This is a genomic window from Chryseobacterium sp. C2(2020), from assembly GCF_014218915.1.
In the GTDB taxonomy this organism is placed as follows: domain Bacteria; phylum Bacteroidota; class Bacteroidia; order Flavobacteriales; family Weeksellaceae; genus Chryseobacterium; species Chryseobacterium mucoviscidosis.
In genome coordinates this window covers 19500-44820 of record NZ_JACLCT010000036.1, presented here as the reverse complement: position 1 = coordinate 44820, position 25321 = coordinate 19500, and the positions used below count along the sequence as shown (strand labels likewise).

At 36.5% G+C, this 25321-nt stretch carries 26 protein-coding genes; 3 read left to right on the top strand and 23 right to left on the bottom strand.

All coding sequences use genetic code 11. From position 1 onward, the window contains the following. Positions 1-107 precede the first annotated feature (107 nt). The 18 genes from H6W52_RS17235 to mraZ all read right to left on the bottom strand — a co-directional run bounded on the left by H6W52_RS17235 (position 108) and on the right by mraZ (position 19319). Positions 108-518, bottom strand: coding sequence for a BrxA/BrxB family bacilliredoxin (locus H6W52_RS17235; RefSeq protein WP_076391160.1), 411 nt, complete (start codon positions 516-518; stop codon positions 108-110). Between the two features lie 430 nt (positions 519-948). Continuing rightward, positions 949-1395 carry a GatB/YqeY domain-containing protein gene (locus tag H6W52_RS17230; RefSeq protein ID WP_076391162.1) on the bottom strand — a complete coding sequence of 149 codons (447 nt, stop codon included), beginning with the start codon at positions 1393-1395 and terminating at the stop codon, positions 949-951. A gap of 111 nt (positions 1396-1506) precedes the next feature. After that, positions 1507-3411: a cell division protein FtsZ gene (gene ftsZ, locus H6W52_RS17225; protein ID WP_116099086.1), complete on the bottom strand. Its 1905-nt coding sequence runs from the start codon at positions 3409-3411 to the stop codon at positions 1507-1509. 107 nt (positions 3412-3518) lie between these two features. Beyond that, entirely contained in the window at positions 3519-4910 is a 1392-nt protein-coding gene (gene ftsA, locus H6W52_RS17220; RefSeq protein WP_087707063.1) for a cell division protein FtsA, read from the bottom strand. Between the two features lie 90 nt (positions 4911-5000). After that, positions 5001-5945, bottom strand: coding sequence for a cell division protein FtsQ/DivIB (locus H6W52_RS17215; RefSeq protein ID WP_116099087.1), 945 nt, complete (start codon positions 5943-5945; stop codon positions 5001-5003). A 116-nt stretch (positions 5946-6061) separates the two neighbouring features. After that, the gene (locus H6W52_RS17210) at positions 6062-6439 is read right to left on the bottom strand and encodes a GxxExxY protein (RefSeq protein WP_116099088.1); all 378 of its coding nucleotides are present in this window, start codon (positions 6437-6439) and stop codon (positions 6062-6064) included. A gap of 122 nt (positions 6440-6561) precedes the next feature. After that, the gene (gene murC / locus H6W52_RS17205; protein ID WP_116099089.1) at positions 6562-7920 is read right to left on the bottom strand and encodes a UDP-N-acetylmuramate--L-alanine ligase; all 1359 of its coding nucleotides are present in this window, start codon (positions 7918-7920) and stop codon (positions 6562-6564) included. Positions 7921-8046: 126 nt separating this feature from the next. Further along, positions 8047-8340, bottom strand: a complete 294-nt coding sequence (locus tag H6W52_RS17200; protein WP_116099090.1) for a GIY-YIG nuclease family protein — start codon at positions 8338-8340, stop codon at positions 8047-8049. 101 nt (positions 8341-8441) lie between these two features. Next, on the bottom strand, positions 8442-9602 hold the full coding sequence (murG, locus tag H6W52_RS17195) for an undecaprenyldiphospho-muramoylpentapeptide beta-N-acetylglucosaminyltransferase (protein ID WP_116099091.1): 1161 nt from the start codon (positions 9600-9602) through the stop codon (positions 8442-8444). Between the two features lie 34 nt (positions 9603-9636). Further along, positions 9637-10875: an FtsW/RodA/SpoVE family cell cycle protein gene (locus H6W52_RS17190; RefSeq protein ID WP_076391176.1), complete on the bottom strand. Its 1239-nt coding sequence runs from the start codon at positions 10873-10875 to the stop codon at positions 9637-9639. A gap of 22 nt (positions 10876-10897) precedes the next feature. Then, complete coding sequence (gene murD, locus H6W52_RS17185; protein ID WP_116099092.1) at positions 10898-12235, bottom strand: UDP-N-acetylmuramoyl-L-alanine--D-glutamate ligase; 1338 nt, start codon at positions 12233-12235, stop codon at positions 10898-10900. Between the two features lie 86 nt (positions 12236-12321). Further along, entirely contained in the window at positions 12322-13563 is a 1242-nt protein-coding gene (mraY, locus tag H6W52_RS17180; protein WP_116099093.1) for a phospho-N-acetylmuramoyl-pentapeptide-transferase, read from the bottom strand. A gap of 17 nt (positions 13564-13580) precedes the next feature. Next, positions 13581-13946, bottom strand: a complete 366-nt coding sequence (locus H6W52_RS17175) for a hypothetical protein (RefSeq protein ID WP_116099094.1) — start codon at positions 13944-13946, stop codon at positions 13581-13583. 20 nt (positions 13947-13966) lie between these two features. Beyond that, a complete protein-coding gene (locus tag H6W52_RS17170; protein WP_116099095.1) occupies positions 13967-15427 on the bottom strand; it encodes a UDP-N-acetylmuramoyl-L-alanyl-D-glutamate--2,6-diaminopimelate ligase in 1461 nt (486 codons plus the stop codon). A gap of 72 nt (positions 15428-15499) precedes the next feature. Next, a complete protein-coding gene (locus H6W52_RS17165) occupies positions 15500-17491 on the bottom strand; it encodes a penicillin-binding transpeptidase domain-containing protein (protein WP_116099096.1) in 1992 nt (663 codons plus the stop codon). Further along, a complete protein-coding gene (locus H6W52_RS17160; RefSeq protein WP_116099116.1) occupies positions 17475-17843 on the bottom strand; it encodes an FtsL-like putative cell division protein in 369 nt (122 codons plus the stop codon). Before H6W52_RS17160 ends, H6W52_RS17165 begins: the two co-directional genes overlap by 17 nt. A gap of 87 nt (positions 17844-17930) precedes the next feature. Beyond that, positions 17931-18824, bottom strand: a complete 894-nt coding sequence (gene rsmH, locus H6W52_RS17155) for a 16S rRNA (cytosine(1402)-N(4))-methyltransferase RsmH (RefSeq protein WP_116099097.1) — start codon at positions 18822-18824, stop codon at positions 17931-17933. A gap of 36 nt (positions 18825-18860) precedes the next feature. Then, positions 18861-19319 (bottom strand): division/cell wall cluster transcriptional repressor MraZ, encoded by a 459-nt coding sequence (gene mraZ / locus H6W52_RS17150; protein ID WP_116099098.1) that lies wholly within the window; start codon positions 19317-19319, stop codon positions 18861-18863. A gap of 272 nt (positions 19320-19591) precedes the next feature. On the opposite strand from mraZ, the gene H6W52_RS17145 reads away from it, so the two are divergent. The 3 genes from H6W52_RS17145 (at position 19592) to H6W52_RS17135 (ending at position 21486) form a co-directional block, all read left to right on the top strand. After that, the gene (locus tag H6W52_RS17145) at positions 19592-20353 is read left to right on the top strand and encodes an alpha/beta fold hydrolase (protein WP_087706973.1); all 762 of its coding nucleotides are present in this window, start codon (positions 19592-19594) and stop codon (positions 20351-20353) included. A gap of 67 nt (positions 20354-20420) precedes the next feature. Then, positions 20421-21044, top strand: coding sequence for a ribosome biogenesis GTP-binding protein YihA/YsxC (yihA, locus tag H6W52_RS17140; RefSeq protein ID WP_116099099.1), 624 nt, complete (start codon positions 20421-20423; stop codon positions 21042-21044). After that, positions 21037-21486, top strand: a complete 450-nt coding sequence (locus tag H6W52_RS17135; RefSeq protein WP_116099100.1) for a GNAT family N-acetyltransferase — start codon at positions 21037-21039, stop codon at positions 21484-21486. Before yihA ends, H6W52_RS17135 begins: the two co-directional genes overlap by 8 nt. Positions 21487-21628: 142 nt before the next feature. Here H6W52_RS17135 and H6W52_RS17130 read toward each other — a convergent pair whose 3' ends face one another. From H6W52_RS17130 to H6W52_RS17110, 5 genes are all read right to left on the bottom strand, one after another. Beyond that, complete coding sequence (locus tag H6W52_RS17130) at positions 21629-22153, bottom strand: SH3 domain-containing protein (protein WP_116099101.1); 525 nt, start codon at positions 22151-22153, stop codon at positions 21629-21631. Positions 22154-22157: 4 nt separating this feature from the next. Next, positions 22158-22496, bottom strand: coding sequence for a YegP family protein (locus tag H6W52_RS17125; protein WP_116099102.1), 339 nt, complete (start codon positions 22494-22496; stop codon positions 22158-22160). A 27-nt stretch (positions 22497-22523) separates the two neighbouring features. Continuing rightward, the gene (locus H6W52_RS17120) at positions 22524-22835 is read right to left on the bottom strand and encodes a hypothetical protein (protein WP_116099103.1); all 312 of its coding nucleotides are present in this window, start codon (positions 22833-22835) and stop codon (positions 22524-22526) included. 144 nt (positions 22836-22979) lie between these two features. After that, complete coding sequence (locus H6W52_RS17115; RefSeq protein WP_116099104.1) at positions 22980-23639, bottom strand: response regulator; 660 nt, start codon at positions 23637-23639, stop codon at positions 22980-22982. Next, positions 23632-25290 (bottom strand): tetratricopeptide repeat-containing sensor histidine kinase, encoded by a 1659-nt coding sequence (locus tag H6W52_RS17110; RefSeq protein ID WP_185144426.1) that lies wholly within the window; start codon positions 25288-25290, stop codon positions 23632-23634. Before H6W52_RS17110 ends, H6W52_RS17115 begins: the two co-directional genes overlap by 8 nt. Between the last annotated feature and the right edge of the window lie 31 nt (positions 25291-25321).

Genomic DNA, 25321 nt, shown 5'->3' with positions numbered 1-25321 from the left:
AGGAGCGTAAAACTATACGTTTTACACTCCTTTTTTATTGGTTAATAAAAATTTAGTTTTTCAGTGACCTCCAAATTGTAACGGTTTATATCAGAAATGCTCGTTTACTAGCAATACTCGTCGTAAGCAGCCTGAAGGTTTGCAGCAATTGCTCCTGCAGGATTTCCTTCAATGTGGTGTCTTTCCAGCATATGAACCAGTTCTCCGTCTTTAAACAATGCTACGCAAGGCGAGCTCGGAGGGAACGGTGCTAAATGTTTTCTCGCTTCAACAACAGCTTCTGTATCGAAACCTGCGAAAACAGTAGTTAAATGATCAGGCTTTTTGTCTCCTGTTAAAGAATACACAACTCCCGGTCTTGCAGCTCCTGCAGCACATCCGCATACAGAGTTAATCACCAAAAGGGTAGTTCCTGATTGTTTTAATGCTTCTTCTACCTGAGCCGGAGTTGTCAAGTCTTCGAAACCTTTATCTGTAAGTTCAGCCTTCATCGGCATTACTAAATCTTGTGGATACATATTTTTGTTTTTTGTAAAGTACAAATTTAAGCAATTCTTTACGTTTCATCAATATATAAAAACTATCGGTTGTTTTAGAAAACAAAATGAATTAAATGTTAATAGTTTAATAATAATTGTAAAATTTTAAATTAAATATGTTAATTATCAAAAATAATTACTAAATTTGAAATGATTCTGAAAACAGTTGACCATGAAAAAATATTTACACTGATCCCTCTCACTTAAATTTCTTTCAGTTTTTGCTTTTATCTAAGCAGAAATTGATGTCACTCAGAAAAGAATAAATGAAGCCCGGAACTGAAAACTTCCGGGCTTCTTTAATCAAATCGATATGCAAAGGTTGAATATCCTTATAAAATAGCTGATGTTTTGGTTGTTAGTTGATGGATAGAAGTACAAATCAACTAAAATTACTCACGATCAACAATTATGAAAGCAGCTTTTTCGCCATCTCGGAAATGCTTTTTCCGTCCGATTTTCCGGCTAAAGATTTTGAAGCAATTCCCATTACCTTTCCTAAATCTTTCATAGATTCAGCGCCTGTTTCTGCGATAATGTTTTTCATTTCTGCTTCCAGTTCTTCTGCTGAAAGCTGTTTTGGCAAAAACTGCTCAATCACTTTCATCTGAGCTTCCTCCACTTCGGCAAGATCATTTCTTCCCTGCGCAGTAAACTGTTCGGCAGAATCTTTACGCTGTTTTACCATTCTCTGAAGAATAGCAATTTCCTGTTCTGCACTAACTTCTGCTCCTCTTGCTTCCGTTTTAAGCAGTAATATCTGAGATTTTACAGCACGAAGAGAATCCAACGCCACTTTGTCTTTGGCTCTCATTGCTGTTTTTATAGCTTCGTTTATTGTATTTTCTAAACTCATGGTTTTTAATTTGATAATTTGAAAAATGAGACAATTTGAAAATGTAATTATTTTAGAATTGAGAATGTATAATTTTCAAATTATCAAATTGCCACATTTTCAAATTAAATTTTAGTCTACATCTTTATTTAAAAATCTGTTTTCTCTGATCTGCATATTTCCGTTGTTATCAGACAAGTAAGTATTGATGTTCTGGTCGGATGCATTGGTACCTTCAATTGAAATATTCTTTCTTTTGAATGCAGGAACAGATTCAAACTCGCTGGAGCTGTCGAAACTCTGGTAACGGGAGTTAAACTCCTTCAGTTTGTTTCTTCTTTCCATTACTCTTTCCTGATCCACGGTTTTATTCACGAACGTGAATTCTTCTTCTGCCGGTTTCGGGACTTCGGTTTCTGTCTTATTTTCAACAACAGGTTCTTCTTTCAGATGCTGAAAGAAATGTTCCACTTTCTGAAACGGCTCTTCCGTAAGCTGATTCACTTCATTGGAAGTTGCTAATTCTGCTTTTGGCTGTCCGAAATCAGATTTAGGCTCATTCTTTACGGGCTCATTCACGAAGAAGCTGAATTCAACAGGTTTTTCCTCAGAAAATGTGTTATTGAAAGCAGTATTAGACTGTGTTTCTTCTTTTTTATGATCAAAATCAAATTTAAAAGATTCTATTTCCAGATCATTCGGATCTTCTGCTTCTTCGTCTAATGTGAACAAGCTGAAAGATTCTTCCTCATTGTCTTCGTTTCTCCAGTCCTGAGTGTTATTAACCGTATCTTCCTCTTTATCAAAGAATTTTATTTCAGTTTTAGTCTCTTCGTTGCCAATAGTCATTTTTTTTTCAGTAGACGTAACCCCGAACTGTGGATGGTCGTGGTCTTCGTCGTCCAATCTGAAAAGGTTTTTACCTCCGAAATCATAATCCTGCTCCGCATGAGAATGTCTTTCCTCTCTTGTTTTAAAAGGAGATTCTTTTGGGGTATCAAAGCTGTCGTTCAGGCTAATTTTAATTTTCTCTGTTGGTCCTGCAAATTTTTTGTTATCGTTAGAAAAACCTGTCGCAATCACAAGAACGCTTACAGAATCTCCCAGTTCTTCGTCTGCTCCAACCCCGAAAATAATATCCGCCGTGTTTCCTGCTTCTTTCTGGATATGATCCATGATCACTCCGATCTCGTCCATGGTCACTTCTTCCACGCCACTTCGAATCAATAACAGGACGTTTTTCGCACCTGTAATTTTGTTGTCATTCAATAGTGGAGAATCAAGCGCTTTTTTAACCGCTTCTTCGGCTTTATTTTCACCGGAAGCAATTCCTGTAGACATCAATGCCGTTCCTGAATTCTGAAGCACAGATTTAGCATCTCTAAAGTCAATGTTTACATCAAAGTAACCCGTAATAACTTCCGCCATTCCTTTTGCCGCGTTTGTTAAAACTTCATCGGCTTTCGAGAATCCCTGCTTGAATCCAAGGTTTCCGAATTGCTGTCTTAATTTATCATTGTTGATGACAATTAATGAGTCAACGTTATTTCTTAATTTATCCAGACCGTTTTCAGCCTGTTCCAGTCTTCTTTTCCCTTCAAAACTGAAAGGGACGGTAACGATTCCTACCGTTAAGATTCCCATATCTTTGGCTACTTTAGCAATAACGGGAGCAGCTCCGGTTCCTGTACCGCCACCCATTCCGGCAGTGATGAAAACCATTTTGGTATTCTGTCCCATTGCAGCTTTAATATCTTCGATGCTTTCGATCGCAGATTTTTCTCCCACTTCAGGATCGGCTCCTGCGCCAAGACCTTCCGTAATGGTAGTTCCCAACTGTACTTTGTTGGCAACCGGGTTATTATCTAAAGTCTGGGCATCTGTATTGCAAATCACGAAATCCACTCCGTGAATACCTTTTTCGTACATATGTTTCAGCGCATTATTTCCACCGCCTCCAACACCGATTACTTTTATGATTGATGAATTTCCTTTTGGCAAATCAAATGAAAATCCTTGTGTACCTATGTTTTCCATAATTAGTTTCTTTTAATAATTATAATTGATAAGCGATAAATGAATAATGATTTTGTTTTAATTAAAAATAAATCATCAATTATCACTGATCTTTTATCATTTATATTTTATTCTACTTCTTCAAAGAATTTTTTTACTTTTTCCATCAGCGACTGCCCGAAAGTGAGTTTCGCCGCCTTTTTATTCTCATGCTGTTCTTCTCTAGGCTGTTGTTCCTGTATCGGCGCAACTTCCTGCGGAGCGGGTTGTGAAGTTTCAATCGCAGCTTGTGCAGCAGCATTTTCCGGCTGCTCTTTTTCCAAAACAGGAGTGTCTTCCACCGTATTCAGCTTTTTATCCCTGATTTTTAAACTTTCCATTAATAAACCAATGGAAGTCGCAAATTCGGGACCTTTAAGATACTGATTTTTATCATTCGCCACATACTCATTTGCAAATCCGATTCTGCTGTCGAATCCTGTTGTATAATTGGCAAGCTGACGAAGGTGTTTCAGGTTGGATCCACCACCTGTTAATACGATTCCTGCAATCAGTTTTTTCTTTTGTTCAAAAGCTCCGTAAGCCTTTAATTCTGTATTTACCATCTCCAGAATTTCCTCTACTCGAGCATTGATGATCTGTGCTAAAGTTTTCAGGGAAATTTCTTTATCCGGTCTTCCGTGAAGCCCGGGAATGGTAACGTACGTGCTGTCTTTTTCAAGCTCAGGAACCGCAGAACCGAACTTTACTTTCAGTTGTTCTGCATGTTTCTCGATGATGGAACAGCCTTCCTTGATGTCTTCCGTAATAATTCCTCCTCCGTAAGGGATAACACAGGTGTGACGGATGATATTATCTTTAAAGATGGCAATATCTGTAGTGCCGCCTCCGATATCTACAATGGCAACTCCTGCCTCTTTTTCTTCTTTTGTAAGAACCGCTTCAGAGGATGCCAAAGGTTCAAGGGTAAGAGCTTCCATTTCAAGCCCTGCTTCTCTCACGCATCTCGCGATATTGCGAATGCTTCCCATCTGTCCTACAACTACATGGAAGTTAGCCTCTAAACGCTTACCGTGCATCCCGACCGGTTCCTGAATTTCACCTTCGGAATCTACTTTGTATTCCTGCGGCAAAACGTGAATGATTTCTTCTCCAGGAAGCATGACCAGTTTTTTTACCTGATCTTTTAATGCTTCAATGTCGTCGTCTGTGATGAATTTATCCGGATGTTCACGCATAATATAATCGGAGTGCTGCAGAGAACGGATGTGTTTCCCTGCGATTCCTACCGTTACTTTACGGATAGGAACTCCTGCGCTGGACTGTGCTTCAGACACAGCAGCTTTGATTGAATTAATGGTCTGCGAAATATTATTCACAATACCTTTGTGAACACCAAGACTTTTCGCCTTTCCTACACCGAGAACTTCTATTTTCCCGTGTGCATTCCTCCTTCCGACAATCGCAACAATCTTTGTTGTCCCGATGTCCAGACCTACTGAATACTCTTGATTTTCCATTTTTATACCGATTTGATTTTTTCGTTTTTCAGTTCCTGTTTTAATAAGGATCATAGGTTTTCGCCTATGGATATTGATGTTTTTTTATTTTTATTCTATCTTAACTTTTGCTTTAGTTTTCGGTTTTGACGCCGTAGGTTTCTCAGTTTTTTTTGCTTGGGTTACCTTCGGTTTTGAAGGATTCCCCGTTTTCTTAATTTCTTTTTTAACTTCGGCTTTAGGCTTTGGTTCCACACTTTTGGCAACGGCAACCGGAGCTTTTGCCAGTTCTATATTGGCTGCTTTTAAAATACTGTCGTTTTCTTTGTAATTAGGATTTAAGGTGGTTACAATCTGGTTCTGATATTTAATAGAAACCATGCTGTATTTTTCCGGATCCTGATACACAAGATATTTTTCTACAAAGGCTTTAAATCCTTTTACTTTAAAATCGATATTATCTAAATCCCCGATCTCGACTTTGTAATTTCCTTCACTGGTAAGAAGATTATAGTCGCCGTTTCGGTCTTTGGATATTCCGATAAAATATTTTTTGCTGAAATCGTCCTTGTCGATCTTTTCAACTAACTCGGCAAGCTTTTCATATTCTTCTTTTTTTACATTTCCTGTCACCAACATACAAGGATGAGAATAAGTTTTAGAGATCGGAAATTCTATACCTTTTTCATCTACATAAAAATCTCTGCCTTCTTTATTTAATCTGAAAACGGGAACCCTCTGTTTGATATCTAAATTCAGTTTTCCGTTCAGGTTTAAATAAACATTTGCGCTGTCTACCGCCGGAAGATTGTTGATCTTTTTTTCCAGCACGGGAATATTAAGATCCCCGACTTTTCCAGAAGGGTTTTCTTTTTTTACAATTTCCCGAATATCTTTTTCATCAATGAAGTAAACCGGTGTTTTTTCATTCATTTTCACAGAAATTTTATTGTCCGTAATCTTCTGTCCGCTGAATTTCTTCAAAGAGAAACTCAACAGAAATCCAAGGATGATTACTGTGATGGCAATTTTTAATATTCTGTATTTATTTTTCATTTTTGTTTTTTAGCTTTTTTAACACTACGGGCGCAAGGTTTTTCTTTAAATTCTTGCTTTTTATTTTCATGTTCGCAAAGGCGTTTCACTCAGCAAATGATAGCTGAAAATATTTTTTATAATTTGTTTACTGCTCTTTTTACTCCATCTTTAAATAAGGTAGAATGAAAATTTAAAATCATCCCTAATTTCATTTCTGTAATTCTTAAATAATTAAGAATTTGGAAAAAATGATATTTATTAATTTCCGGAACTGCTTTTATTTCTATAATTACTTTATTTTCAATTAATAAGTCAACTCTGAATGCTTTCTCAATAATTAAACCTTCATAATTGACACTAATATCTTTTTGACTTTCAATGTTCAATCCGCTATCTTTTAACTTGTGAATTAAACATTGCTCATAAACATTTTCATAAAGTCCGATTCCCAGTTTTCGGTGCACTTTCATCCCTGCATCAAAAACAATGTTTGAAATTTCATTTTCTGTCATTGTGTGTTTTTATTTACTCTGAAATGATATTTTCAGCTATCATTTGCTGAGTGAAACGCCTTTGCGAACAAATTTCCGTGTTTTCAAAAAATTCTTTGTGTCCGTTGCGTTATATTTAATAATTAAATTTTCTCTATCCACTCACAAACAGGATCATACAGTGTGTCTATATTTCCTGCCCCTACTGTAAGAAGGATGTCAAAATCTTTTTCTTTTATTTTACTGAAAGCTTCGCCTAATGTTATAACTTCTTTTTTATCTAAATTAACTTTTTCCAGCAACCAATCGGAAGTAATTCCTTCAAAATTTTCCTGAAGTTCTCTTGCAGGATAAATATCAAGCAAAATCAGTTCATCAGATTTGCTTAGACTTTCTGCGAATCCGTCTGCAAAATCTCTTGTTCTGCTGAAAAGATGGGGCTGGAAAACCACCAGTAACTTCTTTTCAGGGTAAAACGTGCGGATTGAACCCATTACGGCATTAATTTCTGTCGGATGATGGGCATAATCATCGATGTAGATTTTACCGTTTTCGTAAATATGTTTTGTATATCTTCTTTTAATTCCTTTGAAATTGGCAATTGCTTTCTTTAAAGTTTTGAAATCGACTCCTAAACTGTTTAAAATTGCCAAAGCAACCGTAGCATTTTCTACGTTGTGAATTCCCGGAATTTCCCATACAAAATCTTTTACCGTGTCGTTGGGCGTATGGAAATCAAAATAAATTTTATCATGCTCCATTCTCAGGTTATCTGAGTAATAATCAGCCACTTCGTTTACAGCATAGGTTTGATGAGGTCTTCCGATTTCAATTCCTTTTCTTACAAAAAGCTGTTGGTCTTCGGGAACCAGAGCCGCAAATTGTCTGAACCCTTCTTCAATGGTATTTTTATCTCCATAAATATCCAGATGATCCGCATCGGTGGAAGTAATAACTGCCCAATCCGGAGAAAGGTTTAAGAAGCTTCTGTCGTATTCATCTGCTTCCACAACGGAATATTGCGAGCCGTTGTAGAGGAAATTTGACTTAAAATTCTCAGAAATTCCTCCCAGAAAACATGAAAAAGGCAAATCTGCTTCTTTGCATAAGTGTGAAACCAGAGTGGAAGTGGTTGTCTTTCCGTGAGTTCCGGCAACAGCAATGCAATCTGTGTTTTCTGTGATTAACCCTAAAACTTTTGCACGTTTTAATACTTCAAACTGATTGTTATTAAAATAATCTAAAATGTCCAGTTTCTTAATCGCCGGAGTGTAAATAACTAATGTATGTTCTTTCTGAAGCGAAGAGATTTTTTCATCAATAACATCTTCAAAAACAATATCAATTCCCTCGCTCATTAAAGTCTGAGTAAGTTTGGTGTTGGTTTTATCGTAGCCTGAAACTTTCTTGCCCGAAGCATGGAAATAACGCGCCAAAGCACTCATCCCGATTCCTCCGATTCCAACGAAGTAAAAATTTTGATATGTTTCTAAATTGTTCATTTATTTATTTTAATCTTTAATGGCTCGATATACTCAAAGCTACATCGCTAATCCTATTTTATACTATTAGACTTCAACTATTCGTTAATTTTTTAACGGTGTCAGGCTGAGCCTGTCGAAGCCTATTTAATCTTTCATTCTATTTTTTGATAATTCAGGCAACAATTCCCAATTATCATTTATTATTGCTTCCTTTTTCTTTCTACTACAACCTTTAATTTGTTTTTCAAATCCTATTGCCTGATTAACATCATTAAATTCATAATAGAAAACAAGTTCTACAGGTTTTCTTGTATATGTATAGCTTTCAGAATTTAATCCGTCATTATGTTCATTAATTCTTTTTTCCAAATCATTGGTAAAACCTGTATAATAAGAATTATCCGAACATTTTACAATGTATACATAATATATTTTCATTCATTTGTGTTGGTTTTTTTAGCCCTTCGACAAGCTCAGGGTGACATTTCTAATACTAACTGTCTATGTTTTGTCAGGTTGAGCTTGTCGAAATTTTCTATTTACTTCATCACTTTAAAAATCTCGTCTACAATCTCTTTTGCCGCATTTGGTTTGGCAAAATATTTCAGATTTTCAGACATTTCTTTTCTTACTTTTTCATTTTCGCATATTTCTGAAAGGGTATTCCAGAATTTTTCCTTCATCTCAGAGTCTTTTACCATTCGGGCTGCATTTTTTTCAACCAGATTCATCGCGTTTTTGGTTTGATGGTCTTCCGCCGCAAAAGGGAAGGGAACCAATAACACCGGCTTCTGCGCAACCGCCAACTCTGAAATGGCAATTGCTCCTGCTCTGGAAACAATGACATCTGCTGCAGAATAGGCTGTTTCCATATCTTTGATGAATTCCTTAATTTGTATTTGGTTGTTGGTTGATAGTTGCTGGTCGTTTGTCTTTCCATCAACTGTCAACTGACAACTATCAACAATTTCCTTATAATCCAATTTTCCGGTTTGCCAGATCAACTGGTATCCTTTTTCTTTAAGGTTTTCCAGATTGTCTTTCCATCCGTTATTTAATGTTCTTGAACCTAAAGATCCTCCGACAGATAAAATTGTCAGTTTATCTTTATCCAAGCCCATTTTTTCTTTTGCCTGAGTGGTTTCCTGCATTCCCGAAATGATATTCTCCCGAATCGGGTTCCCCAGAAATTTTATTTTTTCAGCCGGAAATCCTTCCACTTTAGGATAAGCGGTGAACACGGCTTTTGCTTTTTTACTTAAAATTTTATTCGTAACTCCTGCATGAGCATTCTGCTCCTGAATAAAAATAGGAATTCCGAGTTTGCTGGCTTCATACAAAGCCGGTCCGCTTGCAAAACCTCCTGTTCCCACTGCGAAATCCGGTGCAAAACTTTTAATAATCTTCTTCGATTTGGATAAACTTTTTAAAATTTTAAAAGGCAATCCTAGATTCGACAGAAGATTTCCTCTGTTGATTCCGGCAATATCAATTCCTTCGATTTTATAACCCGCCTGCGGAACTTTTTCCATTTCCATTTTTCCGTTGGCTCCTATGAACAAAAATTCAGCATCGGGAAATCTTTTTCTGATTTCATCCGCAATAGCAATAGCAGGAAAGATGTGTCCTCCTGTTCCTCCTCCCGATAATAAAACGCGGATGGATTTTGATTTTTGGCTATCTGCTGATTGACTATTCATTTCTGTTTAAATCTTTTTATATTCTTTTTTTATCTTAAGCAATGTCGTTAATCTCTGCTATGCTTTGTTTTTTGCCCATTCCTTCTTCATCGTAAATCTGAATTCTGGAGCTTATGTTTAAAATAATTCCCAACTGCAAATATGTTACCAACATTGAGGTTCCTCCGTAACTTATTAAAGGCAGCGGTTGCCCTGTAACAGGGATTAAATTGACGGCAACTGCAATATTTACAGATAGTTGTATAAAAATCATTACTCCGAGGCTGAGAACGAGCAAAGAGCCGAAAAAAGCAGGCATCTTGCTGGCTATCATGACGATACGGATAATCATAATTAAGTATAAACTTACCAGAAAAACAGCTCCGATCACTCCGTATTCTTCTACAATCACGGCGAAAATAAAGTCGGAGGCAGACTGCGGAAGCATTTGTTTTAAAGCACTTTTGCCGGGTCCCATTCCTGTAACTCCGCCGTGTACGATGGCTGCTTTTGCCATCATCACCTGATAATTTTTTGCTTTTACACTTTCGTCATCTACGTCTGCAGTTTTTGCTTTGCTGGATGTAAAGGTTTCAATACGGCTCATCCATGTGTGAACACGGTTTCCTCCGATTAAGTTGGTGTTTAAAGCCACCAGTAAAAACAGAACAATTGCAATGAATGATGCAGAGATAAATCCTGCAATGTATTTCCAGTGTAACTGTCCGATGACGAGCACAATCACTGAAACCATTAAAATCATCAACGCCGTTGAACCATTGTCTTTTGCTACCAAAACAAAAACCAGCAGAATCGGACCGAAGATGTACATGATGTTCTCAATCGGAAGCCGTTCCCGCGTTATTTTTTTGGTTAAATATCTGCACAGATAAATAATCAACATTAAAAAAGCAAAGGAAGACGGCTGGAATGAAATTGGTGTTCCGGGAATTTTCAGCCATCGTGAAGCACTGGCTCCGTCAATGGTTTGTCCCGTGAACATGGTGACAATCAGTAAAATAACCATTAAACCAAGCATGATGCTGCTGAGTTTTCCGATGTATTCGTATTTTACCATTCCGACTACTCTCATGATTCCCAAACCTAAGACTACGAAGAACATATGTTTGATAACGTGACCGGTTGTGGTCCCGTTGTTGACGATATATTCCAGATTTGAACTTGCAGAATAAACCGGGAAAATAGAGAAAATGGAGATCACAAGAATGACCATCCAAAGTACTTTATCGCCCTTCAGGAATTCAAATCTGTTTTCTGTGTCTTGTTCGTTCATATATAATGCTGTTGGCTTTTGGCTAATTGCCATTGGCTTTTAATACCTGCTCTTTAAACTGATGACCCCTGTCTTCATAGTTTTTGAATAAATCAAAACTTGCACAGCACGGAGACAGTAAAACCGTATCTCCTTTTTCAGCGAGAGATTTTGAGATCTCCACTGCTTTTTCCATGCTCGACGTGTCGTAAATAAATTCTTTTTTGTCTTTAAAGAAGTTGATAATCTTTTCATTATCAATTCCTAAGCAGACGATTGCTTTTACTTTTCTTTTGACTAATTCTTCAATTTCAGTATAGTCATTACCTTTATCTAAACCTCCAACGATCCAAACGGTAGGAGTTTTCATGCTTTCTAAAGCGTAATAGGTTGCATTAACATTGGTCGCCTTGCTGTCGTTGATGTATTTTACACCCTCAATTTCAGTTACAAGCTCCAGTCTGTGTTCAACCGCCTGAAAAGTCATTAATGAATTTCTTATGCTTTCATTATTGATTTCCAATATTTTACCGGCAATTGAAGCGGCTAAGCTGTTGGCAACATTGTGAGTTCCCAGAAGAGATAATTCATCAAGTTTCATTGAAAAAGTATCCTTCAGTTTTACCTCAATGGTTTCGTCGTTAATGAAACCTCCTTCTTCCAGTTTTTCCTTGGTGGAGAAAGGAATCATTTTCGCCTTAATTTCTAATTTTTCAAGAATATTTTTGCTCATTTCATCATCTTTATTGTAGATGAAAAAGTTGTCATTTTCCTGATTTTCCGTTATTCTGAATTTAGCCAGAGCATATTCTTCATAGTTATAATTGTACTGATCCAGATGATCCTGTGACAAATTCAACAATAAAGAAATATACGGTCTGAAATTCTGAATATCGTCCAACTGGAAAGAGCTTACTTCCAGAACATAATATTCATGGTTTTCATCGGCAACCTGCTTTGCGAAGCTGTACCCGATATTTCCGCCTAAACCTACGTTTAATCCGTCGTTTTTCAGGATGTAGTAGATGAGAGACGTTGTTGTTGTTTTTCCGTTGCTTCCTGTGATGGCGATGATTTTCGCATCTGTAAATTCCGAAGCAAATTCAATTTCAGAAGAAAGCCTTATTCCTTTCTCATTAATTTTCTGAATCATTTCTGCCTTTTTCGGAATTCCCGGACTTTTTACAATCCAGTCGGCGTTTAAAATTCTTTCTTCATCGTGGCTTCCTTCTTCGAATTCAATTCCATTCTCGTTCAGAAACTGTCTGTAGTTATCCTTGATGGCACCTTTATCGGAAAGAAAAACTTCCATTCCTTTCTTTTTTGCCAGATAGGCAGCTCCGCAACCACTTTCTCCTCCTCCTAAAACAACTATTTTCATATTTATTCTTTTGTAAAATGTAAAATGTAAAACGTACAATGTATCTGGTGTCTTTTTACATCAATACTTTTTACTTTTTACAAAATTTATCTCATTTTTAATGTGATCAGACATACAATTGCCAACATTACTCCGATGATGATCATTCTGTTCACTATTTTACTCTCATGAAAGCCTCCCTTCTGATAATGGTGATGTAAAGGGGACATTCTGAATAGTCTATTGTTTTGGGCATATTCGAGCCCGAATTTTCTTTTTCTGTATTTAAAAACGACAACCTGAAGCATCACGGAAATATTTTCGATCAGGAAAATTCCGCAAAGTACAGGAATCATGAGTTCTTTTCTTAAAATAATCGCTAAAACGGCAATAACTCCGCCTAACATCAGACTTCCGGTGTCGCCCATGAAAACCTGAGCCGGATAGGTGTTGTACCAGAAGAATCCGATTACGGCTCCTACCATTGCGACCACGAATATGGTGGTTTCTCCCATGTTGGGAAGGAACATAATATTCAGATAATCAGCAAAAATGATGTTCCCTGAAAGATAGGCAAACAAGCCGAGCGTTAGTAAAATAACGGTACTGGTTCCTGCGGCAAGACCATCAATTCCGTCGGTAATATTGGCTCCGTTTGAAACGGCTGTTACGATGAAAATTACAATTGGGATAAAAACAATCCAAGCCCATTCGTGGGCATCTTTATCGTTCATCCAAAACAGAATTCCACTGTAATCGAACTCGTTGTTTTTAGCAAACGGAACGGTGGAAACGGTTATTTTCTCGGTAGGCATAAAGTTTTGCTCTACATTATTTCTGTTTACCACTTTTGCATCTGCATATTTTCTTTTTACGGTAATATCGGGATGAAAATACATGGTAACTCCAACAATCAAGCCCAATCCGACCTGTCCAACAATTTTGAATTTACCGCTTAAACCGTCTTTATTCTTTTTGATCTTTTTTAAATAATCATCAAGAAAACCTATTGCACCCATCCATATTACGGAAACAATCAGAAGAACAATATAAACGTTTGTAATTCTGGTAAATAGCAATACAGGAATTAACGTTGCCAAGATAATGATAAGACCTCCCATCGTAGGAGTTCCTTCTTTTTGTTTCTGCCCGTCCAGACCAAGATCGCGCACCAGTTCTCCCATCTGTTTTGCTCTCAGATAGTTGATGATTCTTTTTCCATACACCAAAGCAATGGTTAAAGAAAACAGAACCGCCATTCCTGCACGGAAGGAGATGTATTTCAACAGTCCCAATCCGGGAACGTGGATTCCCATGTTGGTTAAATATTCGTATAGATAGTATAGCATTTCTTTTATTTCAGTTCTTAAAGATTATACATTTTTGTAAAAACGTTATTTCTGTGTTTGCATAACGAATCAATATTTTTCTCAGGACTTTCAATTATTAGTCTAATCCCTCCAAAAGGTTCATTATATAACTTTAAAATTTCTTTTTTATATTTTTTATCTTTATTCTCAAGATATTTTTCACAAAGGCAAATTGCTACATCAACTTTTGCATTTGATTCTGATACCTCTAAATAACCAAGCTTTGGCTTGTTGAGTTCATAAGTTTGTTCACAATCTAAAATCTTAATTTTCTTTTTAGAATAATTATTTAAAAGAAAAACTATTAACAATCCTAATCCCAAAACTGCGGAAATTATTAATATGATTTTAGAGGTTTTCATTTATTTAAATTAAATATCTTTTATTTTGACATTAATTTCCACAGCTCATTAATGGTTTCTTTGTCGTCAAAATGATGTTTCACGCCGTTTATCTCCTGATAGGTTTCGTGTCCTTTTCCGGCTACGAGAACGATATCTTTCGGTTCTGCAAATTTTATCGCCATTTTGATGGCTTCTTTTCTGTCCGGAATTGAAGTGTACTTGCTGAAGTTTTGAGGTTCAACACCGGCTTCGATTTCTTTGATGATTGCTGCCGGATCTTCTGTTCTCGGGTTGTCTGAAGTGATGATTGCCAATGTTGATTTTTTCGTAGCAATATTTCCCATTTCAGGTCTTTTTGAATGATCTCTGTCGCCTCCGCATCCGAAAACGGTGATCAGTCGTTCGTTTTTTGTTCTGATATCATTAATGCTGTCCAGAATGTTTTCCAATGCATCCGGAGTGTGTGCATAATCTACGATAAAGAAAATTCCGCCATCGGATTTGAAGGTTTCAAATCTTCCGGACACTCTTTTTAGTTTGCTGATTGCCTGTAAAATTTCGTCTGATTCAAAGCCCAGCTCGGAAGCAATTCCGAAAACCAATAAGAGGTTGTAGACATTGAATTTTCCGGTGAGTGTTGTCCAGAATTCTTTTCCGTTGAAATTCAGCAGCATTCCGTTGAAATCAACTTCCAGTAATTTTCCGTGAAAATCTGCCATTGTCTTCAAAGCATAAGATCTTTTTGTGGCTTTTGTGTTTTGAAGCATCACATTCCCGTTCTTATCATCCACATTGGTGATGGCAACCGCAGAATCTTCCAGTTGATCGAAAAATCTTTTTTTTGTTTTCAGATATTCGTCAAACGTTTTATGATAATCTAAATGATCGTGTGTAAGATTGGTAAATCCGGCAATTTTAAAGTGAAGTCCCTCGATTCTGTTCTGGGCAATTCCGTGGGAGCTTACTTCCATAAAAGCGAATTCACACCCTTCTTCAACCGCCTGAGCTAAAATTTTATTGATGGTAATAACATCAGGAGTGGTATGTGTTGCCGGAATGATCTTTTCCCCGATTCTTATTTCAACGGTAGAAAGAAGGGCAGAATCATATCCTAAATTTTTAAAAATATCAAAAAGCAGAGTGGAAACAGAGGTTTTTCCGTTAGTTCCCGTTACTCCGATTAATTTTAGTTTTTCTGAAGGATTACCGTAGAAATTGGACGCTAAATGACCTAAAATTTTAGATGAATCTTTTACTTTAATATAAGTAGCATTTTCACTAAGGTTTTCAGGAAATTCTTCGCAAACAATTGCTGTTGCTCCTTTTTCCACTGAAGATGCAATAAATGAATGTCCATCCACAACTGTCCCTCTCATTGCAATATACAAGGAGTTTTCCGTAACCTTTCTGCTGTCGAATACCAATTCTGAAACTTCACGGCTGTCGTCACCATGAATTTCTAATACCGGAATTCTTTTTAATAAATCATTTAACTGCATTTCTCTTTATTTGTTCCATAAGTTTCACTTACGGTTATTCATAATTGAACCCTTCGGGTTCTTTTCTTTTTTTTAATTCTGCAGAGACAGATAAATTCTCTGGTTTCTGCTTATGGTTGTGCCTTCTGTCGGGAACTGCTCTTTAATTCTTCCCACGCCCTTAAAATCTACACGGTAGCCTAAGTTTTCAAGCTGTGGAATTACATTTTTACCGATCAATCCAACTACATTTGGCATCTGTTTATTACTTACTGCGACTTTTACGTTAGGTTCCACCATTTTGTTCAGGTTTACCTTTTTGTCGACAAGCATTTCTCTTTCAATATTCTGCGGGGTTTTCAGGAATGTTTTTCCTGCAATTTCTTTAAACACCGGTGCGGCAACGGTAGCTCCATAAAATCCTTTCGATGTATTCGGTTCGCTGATCATTACGTAACAGGTATATTTCGGATTATCAGCAGGATAGAAGCCTGCGAATGACGAGCGGTATTTCATAGGACCTGGAAGCCAGTATTCAAACCTTGCGGTTCCTGTTTTTCCTGCCATTTTTAAATTGGGTGTGAAAATACTTTTTGCTGTTCCTTTTTCAACGGCTTTTGTTAAGGCATTGGTCATCATTTTAATGGCTTTTTCGGATGCCATTTTGTTAACCATTACTTCCGGTTTTGCCGTGTACATTACTTTTCCGTCCTTCATAATTTTATCAATAAATAAAGGCTTCAGCATTTTACCGTTGTTTGCGACTCCGTTATAGAAAGTGGCTAACTGCAACAGGTTTATGTTTGTAGAATATCCGTAGGCAATGGATGCGAGCGTTGCGGCATTCCATCTTTTGCTTTCGGGAGTTAAAATTTTTGGTTTTGTGATTCCCGGAAGTTCAATATCCATTTTATCGAATAATTTCCATCTTCTTAAGTGATCTAAGAAAATCTGAGGCTTTTCAGCATAATATTTCGTAATTAATTTTGCAGAGCCTACGTTGCTGGATTTAGCCAACACATCACTGATATCATACGTTCCGCCGCCGTGACCGTCTGAAATTCTCTGTTTTGCGTACACCCAGATTCCGTTTCCTACATTTACGGTTGTGTTTTCATCGATGAAACCATCATCCATTGCAGCCAAAAGTGAAATGGTTTTAAAGGTAGAACCCGGTTCAATATTGTCTTTCAGGGCATAATTGTAAGAATCTACATAATCGCCATCGTCAGTTCTTCTTAAATTTACCATGGCGCGGACTTTTCCGGTTTCCACTTCCATTACAATCACGGTTCCGTGTTTTGCTTCGAAGTTCACGAGCTGCTTCTGTAAAGCCGAGTGTGCAATATCCTGAATTCTAAGGTCTAATGTGGTATAAACATCTTCTCCGTCAACAGGTTCCTGAACTTTCCAATAATCAATTGGCTTCCATTGGGATGAATTGATTCTCTGCTCCAGTCTTTTTCCGTCTGTTCCTCTTAAATATTTAGAGAAAGCGCCTTCAAGACCTGCTGTGTGAACGCCGTCGTCCATTCCGATGGTTCCGGCTCCGATTTCTGAAGTAGCCAGTTCTCTTTTATAGTTTCGGTCTACGATAAAACCTCCTTTGTTTTTGCCTCTTTTGAATATCGGAAATTTGCGGATTCTGTCGTATTGATCAAAATCAAGCCCTTTAACTAAAGTGTAGTATTGGTTTTTCTTTTTTCTCTGCTCGTCAAATTTCTTTCTGAATTCTGCTCTTGGCTTTCCGAACATTTTGCTTAAAGAATCCGTTAAAGCACCAATGTTGTTGGTGTAAATGGTGTCTTTCATCGTTTTGAAATCCAGATAGATGTCATAACGCATGACGGTTGTTGCCAGAATAGAGCCGTCTGACGCAAAAAGATTTCCTCTTGCTGCTTTCAGGGTGGCTTCACGATAGTTTTTGTTGATGTAATCGTCTTTAATTTCCTGAACGTTCGTATTCTGAAGAATAACGATGCGCGCCAGGAACATTACAAACACGCACAAAGCCAGCACTGCAAAGAGGTAGCCCCATCGTAACGTTTTCTTACGTTTGTTGTCGTATTCATTTTGCTTTTGCATCTGTACTGTCCAGTTTTATTAGCAATTTATGAGGATGGTTTTCGAGGGTCATTAAAGAATCCTTTGCAACCTCTTTCCCCAGTTCCGATTCCATTTTTACTTTTATCAGCTTACTTTGTGCGTAAGCGTTTCGCGATTTATATTCTTCTGTTTCTTCTTTGAGTGCGTTGACAATTTTAATTTTTTTATTGACGAGGTGATTGCTGTAAATCATTGCCATCATCAATACAAACAACAGCAGAAAATACTTGTAATGTATTTTAATCTCATCACGATTCAGGAAATTTCCTTTTATAATGTCTATAAAAGTTAATCTCTTCTGAGGACGATTTGTTGTTGTTCTTTTTGCCATTTGTTTTTTGTTGTCGGTTGTTGGTTGCTGGTTGTTGGTTTTTAAAATTAAAATTAAAACTAACAACTATTAACTATCAACTAAAAACTATACTTTTATTCCTGTTCTCATTTTAGCACTTCTGGCTCTTGAGTTTTCTTCTATTTCCTTATCATCGGGAATGATGGCTTTGCTCTTTACCAGCTCGAATGCTTTTTTATAATTTCCGTAAATGTCTCTTTCGGGTTCTCCCTCGAACATTCCGTTTTTCAAAAATCTTTTTACCAGTCTGTCTTCCAGAGAATGGTAAGAGATGACCACCAGTCTTCCTTCGGGTTTTAAAACATTGTATGCCTGTACGAGCATTTCTTTTAAAACTTCCAGTTCCTGGTTTACTTCAATGCGTATTGCCTGAAACAACTGGGCATAAAATTTATTTACTTTATGCGGCGGAAGATAACTGAAGAGTTTTTTCAGATCTTCTGTTGTATCGATGCTTTTTGTTTTTCTGTGATGAACGATGTCTCTTGCCAGTTTTCTTGCTTCTCTCAGTTCGCCATAATAATAAAAAATGTCGGCAAGCTGCTCTTCATCGTAATCGTTAATCACTCTTTTGGCATCAAGACCCTGCATGACGTTCATTCTCATATCCAGCGGAGCGTTGCTTCGTGTAGAGAATCCTCTTTCGGCTTCATCAAACTGATGCGAAGAAACACCCAGATCCGCCAGAATTCCGTCAACCTGAGAAACTCCGTAAATTAATAAAGAGTTTTCCAGAAACCTGAAGTTCTGATTGATGAGTGTAAATCTCGTATCATCAATTGTATTTTTAAGAGCATCTAAGTCCTGATCGAAACTGAACAGTTTTCCTTTATCCGAAAGTCTGCCCAATATCTCTCTTGAATGGCCGCCGCCACCAAAAGTACAGTCCACATATATTCCGTCTGGATTCGTCACCAAATCATCAACACTCTGCTTCAGCAAAACGGGGTTATGATACATGTTTTAGTTGTGTTTTTTTACGTTTTTATAACGCAGTTATTCTTCTTCGAACGTGCCCATTACATCTTCGGCAAGATTCGCAAAATCGTCTTCACTGATGGAGATTACCTTTTCGTAATCGTCCTTATCCCAGACTTCAAACAGTTCTCCTGCACTGGTAATTACAATCTCTTTCTGAAGATTAGCAAAAACAGTGAGGTCTTTAGAAATCTGTAACCTTCCGGCGTTATCCAGCTCCACAATTTTTACACCTGCCGTAAACATTCTAATGAAATCAGCATTCTTTTTAATGAATCTGTTCAGTTTATTAATTTTGCCCATCACTTTATTCCATGCGTTCATGGGATAAACTTCCAGACAGGGTTGGAACACAGATCTTTTGACTACAAACGCCTTGTCGTCGAAGTTTTCCATCTGTTTGATTAAAGATGAAGGAACTTTTAAGCGGCCTTTGTCGTCAATTTTACACTCATATGTTCCAATGAAACTGTTCATTTGGGACAAATTTATATAATAATTTCTAAAATCTCCCACTTTTTCCCACTTTTTACCTTAATGTTAATAAGTTTTATTAAAGATTTAATTTCGATAGTGTAAAGGGTTGATATGTTGGACGTTGATAAACCTCTTATTTACGCCATAATAAATAGATTTTTAAAAAAAACTTTAAAAAAGAGTTTGATATATTATTTTTATTTTAAATTAGGGTAATCAAAATATTTTTGAGGTTTAATTTGTATTTTTGCAAGGCTTTATTAAGGCATTTTATGATATTTAGTACAAAAAAAGAAAAGAAATATACTTTCGTAGAAGCGGGGGAAGGACATCCATTGGTGCTGTTGCACGGTTTAATGGGTGGTTTGAGTAATTTCGATAAGATGGTAGATTTTTTTTCAGACAGAGGATTCAAAGTATACGTTCCTCAGTTGCCGATCTACGATTTGCCGGTACTCAATACTAATCTTACGACATTAGCAAAATATATTGCTAAATTTATAGAAACCCATATTGAAGGTCCTGTAACGATTGTAGGAAATTCTATGGGAGGTCATGTAGGGCTTATTCTTACACTGGCAAGACCGGATCTTATTAAAAATCTTGTGCTTACAGGAAGTTCAGGATTATATGAGAGAACTTTCGGAGACAGTTTTCCGAGAAAAAATGACCGTTCCTATATAAGAAAGAAGACCGAGGAGGTTTTCTATGATCCTTCCGTAGCGACCGAAGATCTGGTAGACGAGGTTTTTGCCGTGGTAAATGATCGAATGAAGGGTATAAAAACCGTAATGTTGGCAAGAAGTGCCATTAAACACAATATGCTGAACGATCTGCCTAAGATTAAAACACCTACGTGTCTGATCTGGGGTAAACAGGATAATGTAACGCCTCCTGAAGTTGCGGAAGATATGCATAAGTTTATTCCGAATTCAGATCTGTTCTGGATCGATCACTGCGGTCATGCAGCGATGATGGAAAAACCCGATGAATTCAATGAAATTCTTTATAACTGGGTAAAAGATAAAGTTTAAAATAAAATATAAAACGACCATTAAGAGCTTTTCTTAATGGTTTGTTTTTCTAAAAATATTCAATAAAATGGTTATTAAAACAGCAACATTTGTAAAGAGCAGCGGAAAATGGCAGGATTGTCCGGAACCGAATCTTCCTGAGTATGCTTTCATCGGAAGATCGAATGTAGGAAAGTCTTCGCTCATCAATGCAATGATGAATCATAAAGATCTGGCTAAAACGTCCCAGACTCCGGGAAAGACACAGCTTATCAACCATTTCTTAGTGAACGAAAACTGGTATCTTACGGATTTGCCGGGTTACGGATATGCGAAAGTTTCGAAATCGATCAGAAAGGATTTTGAAAAACTGATCACCAATTATATTCTGAACCGAAGAAATCTGGTTAATCTTTTTGTTCTGGTAGATTCCAGACACAAACCGCAGAATATCGATTTGGAATTCATCCAGTGGTGCGGTGAAAGCGGCGTTCCGTTTTCTATCGTGTTTACAAAAGCAGATAAGCTGAAGCCAAATGTTGTGATTAAGAATGTGGAGGATTATAAAGTAGAGCTTCATAAAACATGGGAAGATCTGCCGGAATTATATGTAACCTCAGCAGAAAAGAAGGAGGGTGGTGATGAAATTTTAAGTTTCATCCAGAAAACCAATGAGTTTTTGATCAATAATAATGTAAGCTTTGATGAGTAATATTGTCTGGAAAATAAAAACTTTCGACGAATTTACTGTTCCTGAACTGTATGCGGTTTTAAAAGCCAGAATTGATGTTTTTGTAGTGGAGCAGAACTGTCCTTATCCGGATTTAGACGGTTATGATCAGAAAGCAATTCACATCTGGGCAGAAGAAGACGGAGAAGTTTTGGCGAACTGCAGGATTTTCGACAAAGGAATAAAATATGACGAACCTTCAATAGGACGGGTTTTAACCACGGAAAAGGCAAGAGGAAAAAGCTTAGGCAGGCAATTGATCCAATATGCGGTTGAAACGATCGAAAACCGTTTCCACACTTCTGAAATCAGGATTTCTGCGCAGGATTACCTGCTGAAATTTTATGAAGATTTCGGATTCGAAGATACGGGAAAAAAATATCTGGAAGACGACATTCCGCACACGGAAATGCTCAGGAAATAAAGAAAAGCGAGGAATTGATTCTTCGCTTTTTTTTTGTTGGATTATTCGTCAAGACGCAAAGTTTAATAAAATTCAGCTTTTTTAAGGCGCAAGAAAATCAAACATTTTTATTTTTAATAATTCGATTCATTTAAGATTGATATTACTTCACATCCTTATAAAAAACATACCCTTTCTTGCCGGAAGATTTTACCTTTATTTTGTACCATGAACCTTCTTTGGAAAGTGGAATCAGCTTTTCGTTTTTGTAAACTCTTGCTACAACGGAAGATTTCAGAGATGGCTTTTCGTAAATATTGGTGGTTGCAATTCCGGTAATGTATCGGTTGGAACTAAGGTCTACGTTTACCTCATCAATAATAATTTTTTGAGGCTTATTGGATTTTGTTTTTGAAGAAGTATAATAATCGGAAGCAGTGTGTTTCTTGGTTTTTCTTTTCCTGGTTGAACTTCTGCCGGAAGAATAACTTTCTGAAGATCCGCCGCCGCAAACGCCACAGGTTCCGCCGCTGCTGCAATGTCCGCACCGCGAACAGTTGGAACAGGCGGTACAATTGGCAGAACCTGTACATCTTCCTTCGTGTCCTATACTGTCGTTTGCTTTAAAGCACGAGTTTAAAAGAAAAGAACCAAAGGCGAATATGATGAAGGGTATTAGTTTTTTCATGATTTTATTTCTTTAAAGTTTCATCTGTAATTTCTGCTTTCGGAGCATTCTGTTTTACGGAAGCAATGCCGTTTTCCATTCCGGATTTTGTGCTGTAATACTGGCTTTTCCCAATGATTTCTCCGTTTCTTGCTTTCGGAACGAAGTAATCTTTCTTGTTCACCGCCTCTCTTCTGTCGTATCTGGAATCGTCCTGAGAATTAATTTTTACAGATTCAATTCCTTTTATACAGGATGCTTTCTGAACGTAGCCTTCGCTTGTTAAAATAATTTCACCGTTTCCGGCTTTCAGATTAAACTGATACTCTTTGTTGACTCTTTGTGTGATGACGAATTTTCCCATGGTTTTTGGTTTTTAAGATTTCTACATTTAGTTACAGCCGGAACAGTAAGATCTGTCTACGTATTCTTTGCTGTTTCCGGAGTAATAATAACATCCTCCTCTCGATCCAACGAATAATTGCTTTCCGTTATACGTACATCCTTTGCTTTGAGAATAAGTTCTGGAGCTTCTGGTTTTGCTTCTCTTTGTTTTTCTGCTTTTGTTGGCTTTAGATTTCTTTGTTTTTTTAGAGAAAAATTCGGTAGTTGCTTTTGAGTTGCTATGGTCTGCTGATGCGGATATGGTTGTCGGCAACAATAATCCTAAACCTAATACTCCTGTTAATAGTAGTTTTTTCATGATGATAATTTTAATTGTTTTACATTTCAAAAATATGAGCATTAATTTTCGATCCGTTACGGAAAACCGTAAACGCAGAATATTTAATAAAAAAACCTTCCAGAGTTTCTGAAAGGCTATTAGTTTTTCGATGAAGTGTAGCATCTAGATGATGCCGATGTCTTTGCACATCACAACAAGTTCGATGTTGTTTTTGGCTCCCAGTTCGTAGCGGAGATCATTCAGTCTTTTTTCGATGGCACTTTTGCTGTCGGGCGTAATTTTATTTTCTTTAAAATGTTTTTCAATGTCGCCCTGTTTCCATCCTTTGGCAAGAAGCTCGATAAGCGTAACATCATATTCTGTGAATTCGAAAGACGTATTTCTTATGGAATTTAAAATCTCCTGCGGAATAACGGTTTCTCCGGAAAAAACTTTTTTAATGGTGCTTCTGAGATCTTTTCCGTCATTTCTTCCCTTGCTTACAAAACCATTGATGTTGTGTGTTTTGAAAAGATCATCAATAATCTTCGGTTTCTTCTCAATGGAAAACGCTATTACTTTCAGGTTGGGCTGAATTTTTCTGACTTCTTCAATGAGCTGTTGACCGGAATTGACTTTCTGTTCAATGTGATCTTCATCAAAGGACAGATCTGTAATCAGCAGATCATAGGAATCAGCAGTTGCAGCGGCTTTTATTTTTTGCAGGGCATCATCACAATAATTTACAAAATCAAAATGCGGAATCTGTAATTCGGTAAGGGCATTTACCACTCCTAAATTTCTGACTTCATGGTCTTCGGCTATCAGTACTTTTTTAAACATATTTCGATTGTATTGGTATGGTTATCTCAATAATTAATCCACCTGTTGGATTTTTTTCAAAAGTAATATCTCCTCCAATGCTTTCAATACGGTTTTCCGTATTATGGATTCCTGTGCCTTTTTGTTGCTCCAGATCATCGATTCCTACGCCGTTATCGGTATATCTGATGGTTAAATTTTTATCATTTTTTTCAAATTTAACAGATGCACGCTGAGCTTTGCTGTGTTTTTTCATGTTCACAAGAATTTCCCTTATGATGTAGTACAGCTCGAGCTGTGTGTTGTAAGGAATGTTTTCCCAAATGCTTTCTTTATAACTTACCGGCAGAACTTTTACTTCTTCAGAAGAGTAGGAGGTAATCATGTTAATAAAGCGTTGTGCAAAATCCTTTTCAGCAATATTTTCGTGAGAAATATCTCTGGATTCTTCGTACATCTTTTCGATATTATTAAGAATCTTGGTCTTATCCATTTCAGGGTTGTTCTGAACATCAATCATCATATGGTACAATCCATTCGCAACCACATCATGCACTTTTTTCGACATTTTAATCTGCGTATTTTTGACTTCGAGTTCTTTTTCCTGTTCAAGACCTTTTTTCCTTTTTTTATAATAGAAAAATCCTACAATTAAAAGAATGCTTAGACTACCAATTCCAACATTTCTTATTATCCTTTCAATTCTATTATCAGCAGTAAGTTTTTGGTTGATAGCGTTCTTTTGTTCTACATCATATCTTACCATTGCAAATTGGCTTTTATGCTTATTTCTTGTGGTTTGTAAATTATCATTGATGGAATCAAACTTGTTAAAATTTGAAAGATATTTTTCAGGCTGCAGTGTTATAATTCTTTTCAGTGCTGTTATCTGATCATCTGGACTATTATTTTGTATTGCTTCTTTGAGCATTTTTTGTGCATACTCTAAAGACAACTTTTTGTCTTTATCATAATAGTATGTTGATAAAGTTTCGAAACTTGAATTTAATCCCTCTCCATCATTATTTTTTTGTCTTATTTCTAAAGCTTTATAAAATTCAGGTAAAGGATTGTAATTGTTATCACCAAAATATTTAGCTTTTGCAAAATTGTTTAATGCTCTTGAATAATTATTTGTACTATCTGCATAAATTGCTTTCTTAAGATAAATCTGAGCTAATTTGTATTTTTCCTGATTTATTAGAGCTGCACCAATATTATTGTAGCAGATGTATTTTGCTTCGTTATTATTTGCGTTTATGATAGCTTTTTTATAGTAAACTATTGCACTATCATAATTTTTAAGACTATTAGAAGCATTAGCAATATTGTTGTAGTTGGAAGTAAATATTTTTTTTGAAATAATATCATTTCTTGATTTAAGAAATTTGTTTGTTTCTAATGATGTTTCAATTGATCCGTAAAAATCTCCTTTATTATACTGAATGAGTGCCATGTTTACTAAAGCTCTTGCTGCACCAAGAGAATCATTTTTCTCTAAAAAGTCATTTTTAGATAAGTTAAAATAATAAAAAGCTGAATCAGAGTTGTTTTTTTTGAAGATTAATGCTCTTTCAAAATATTTGTTTGTAGGAGGATTAATATTAACTTGTTTTTCTTTTTTACAAGAAAAAATAAGAAACAATGTGAATATTACTAAAAAATTTTTCATGGTTTTAGTTTTTACAAAGTAAAACAAAAGG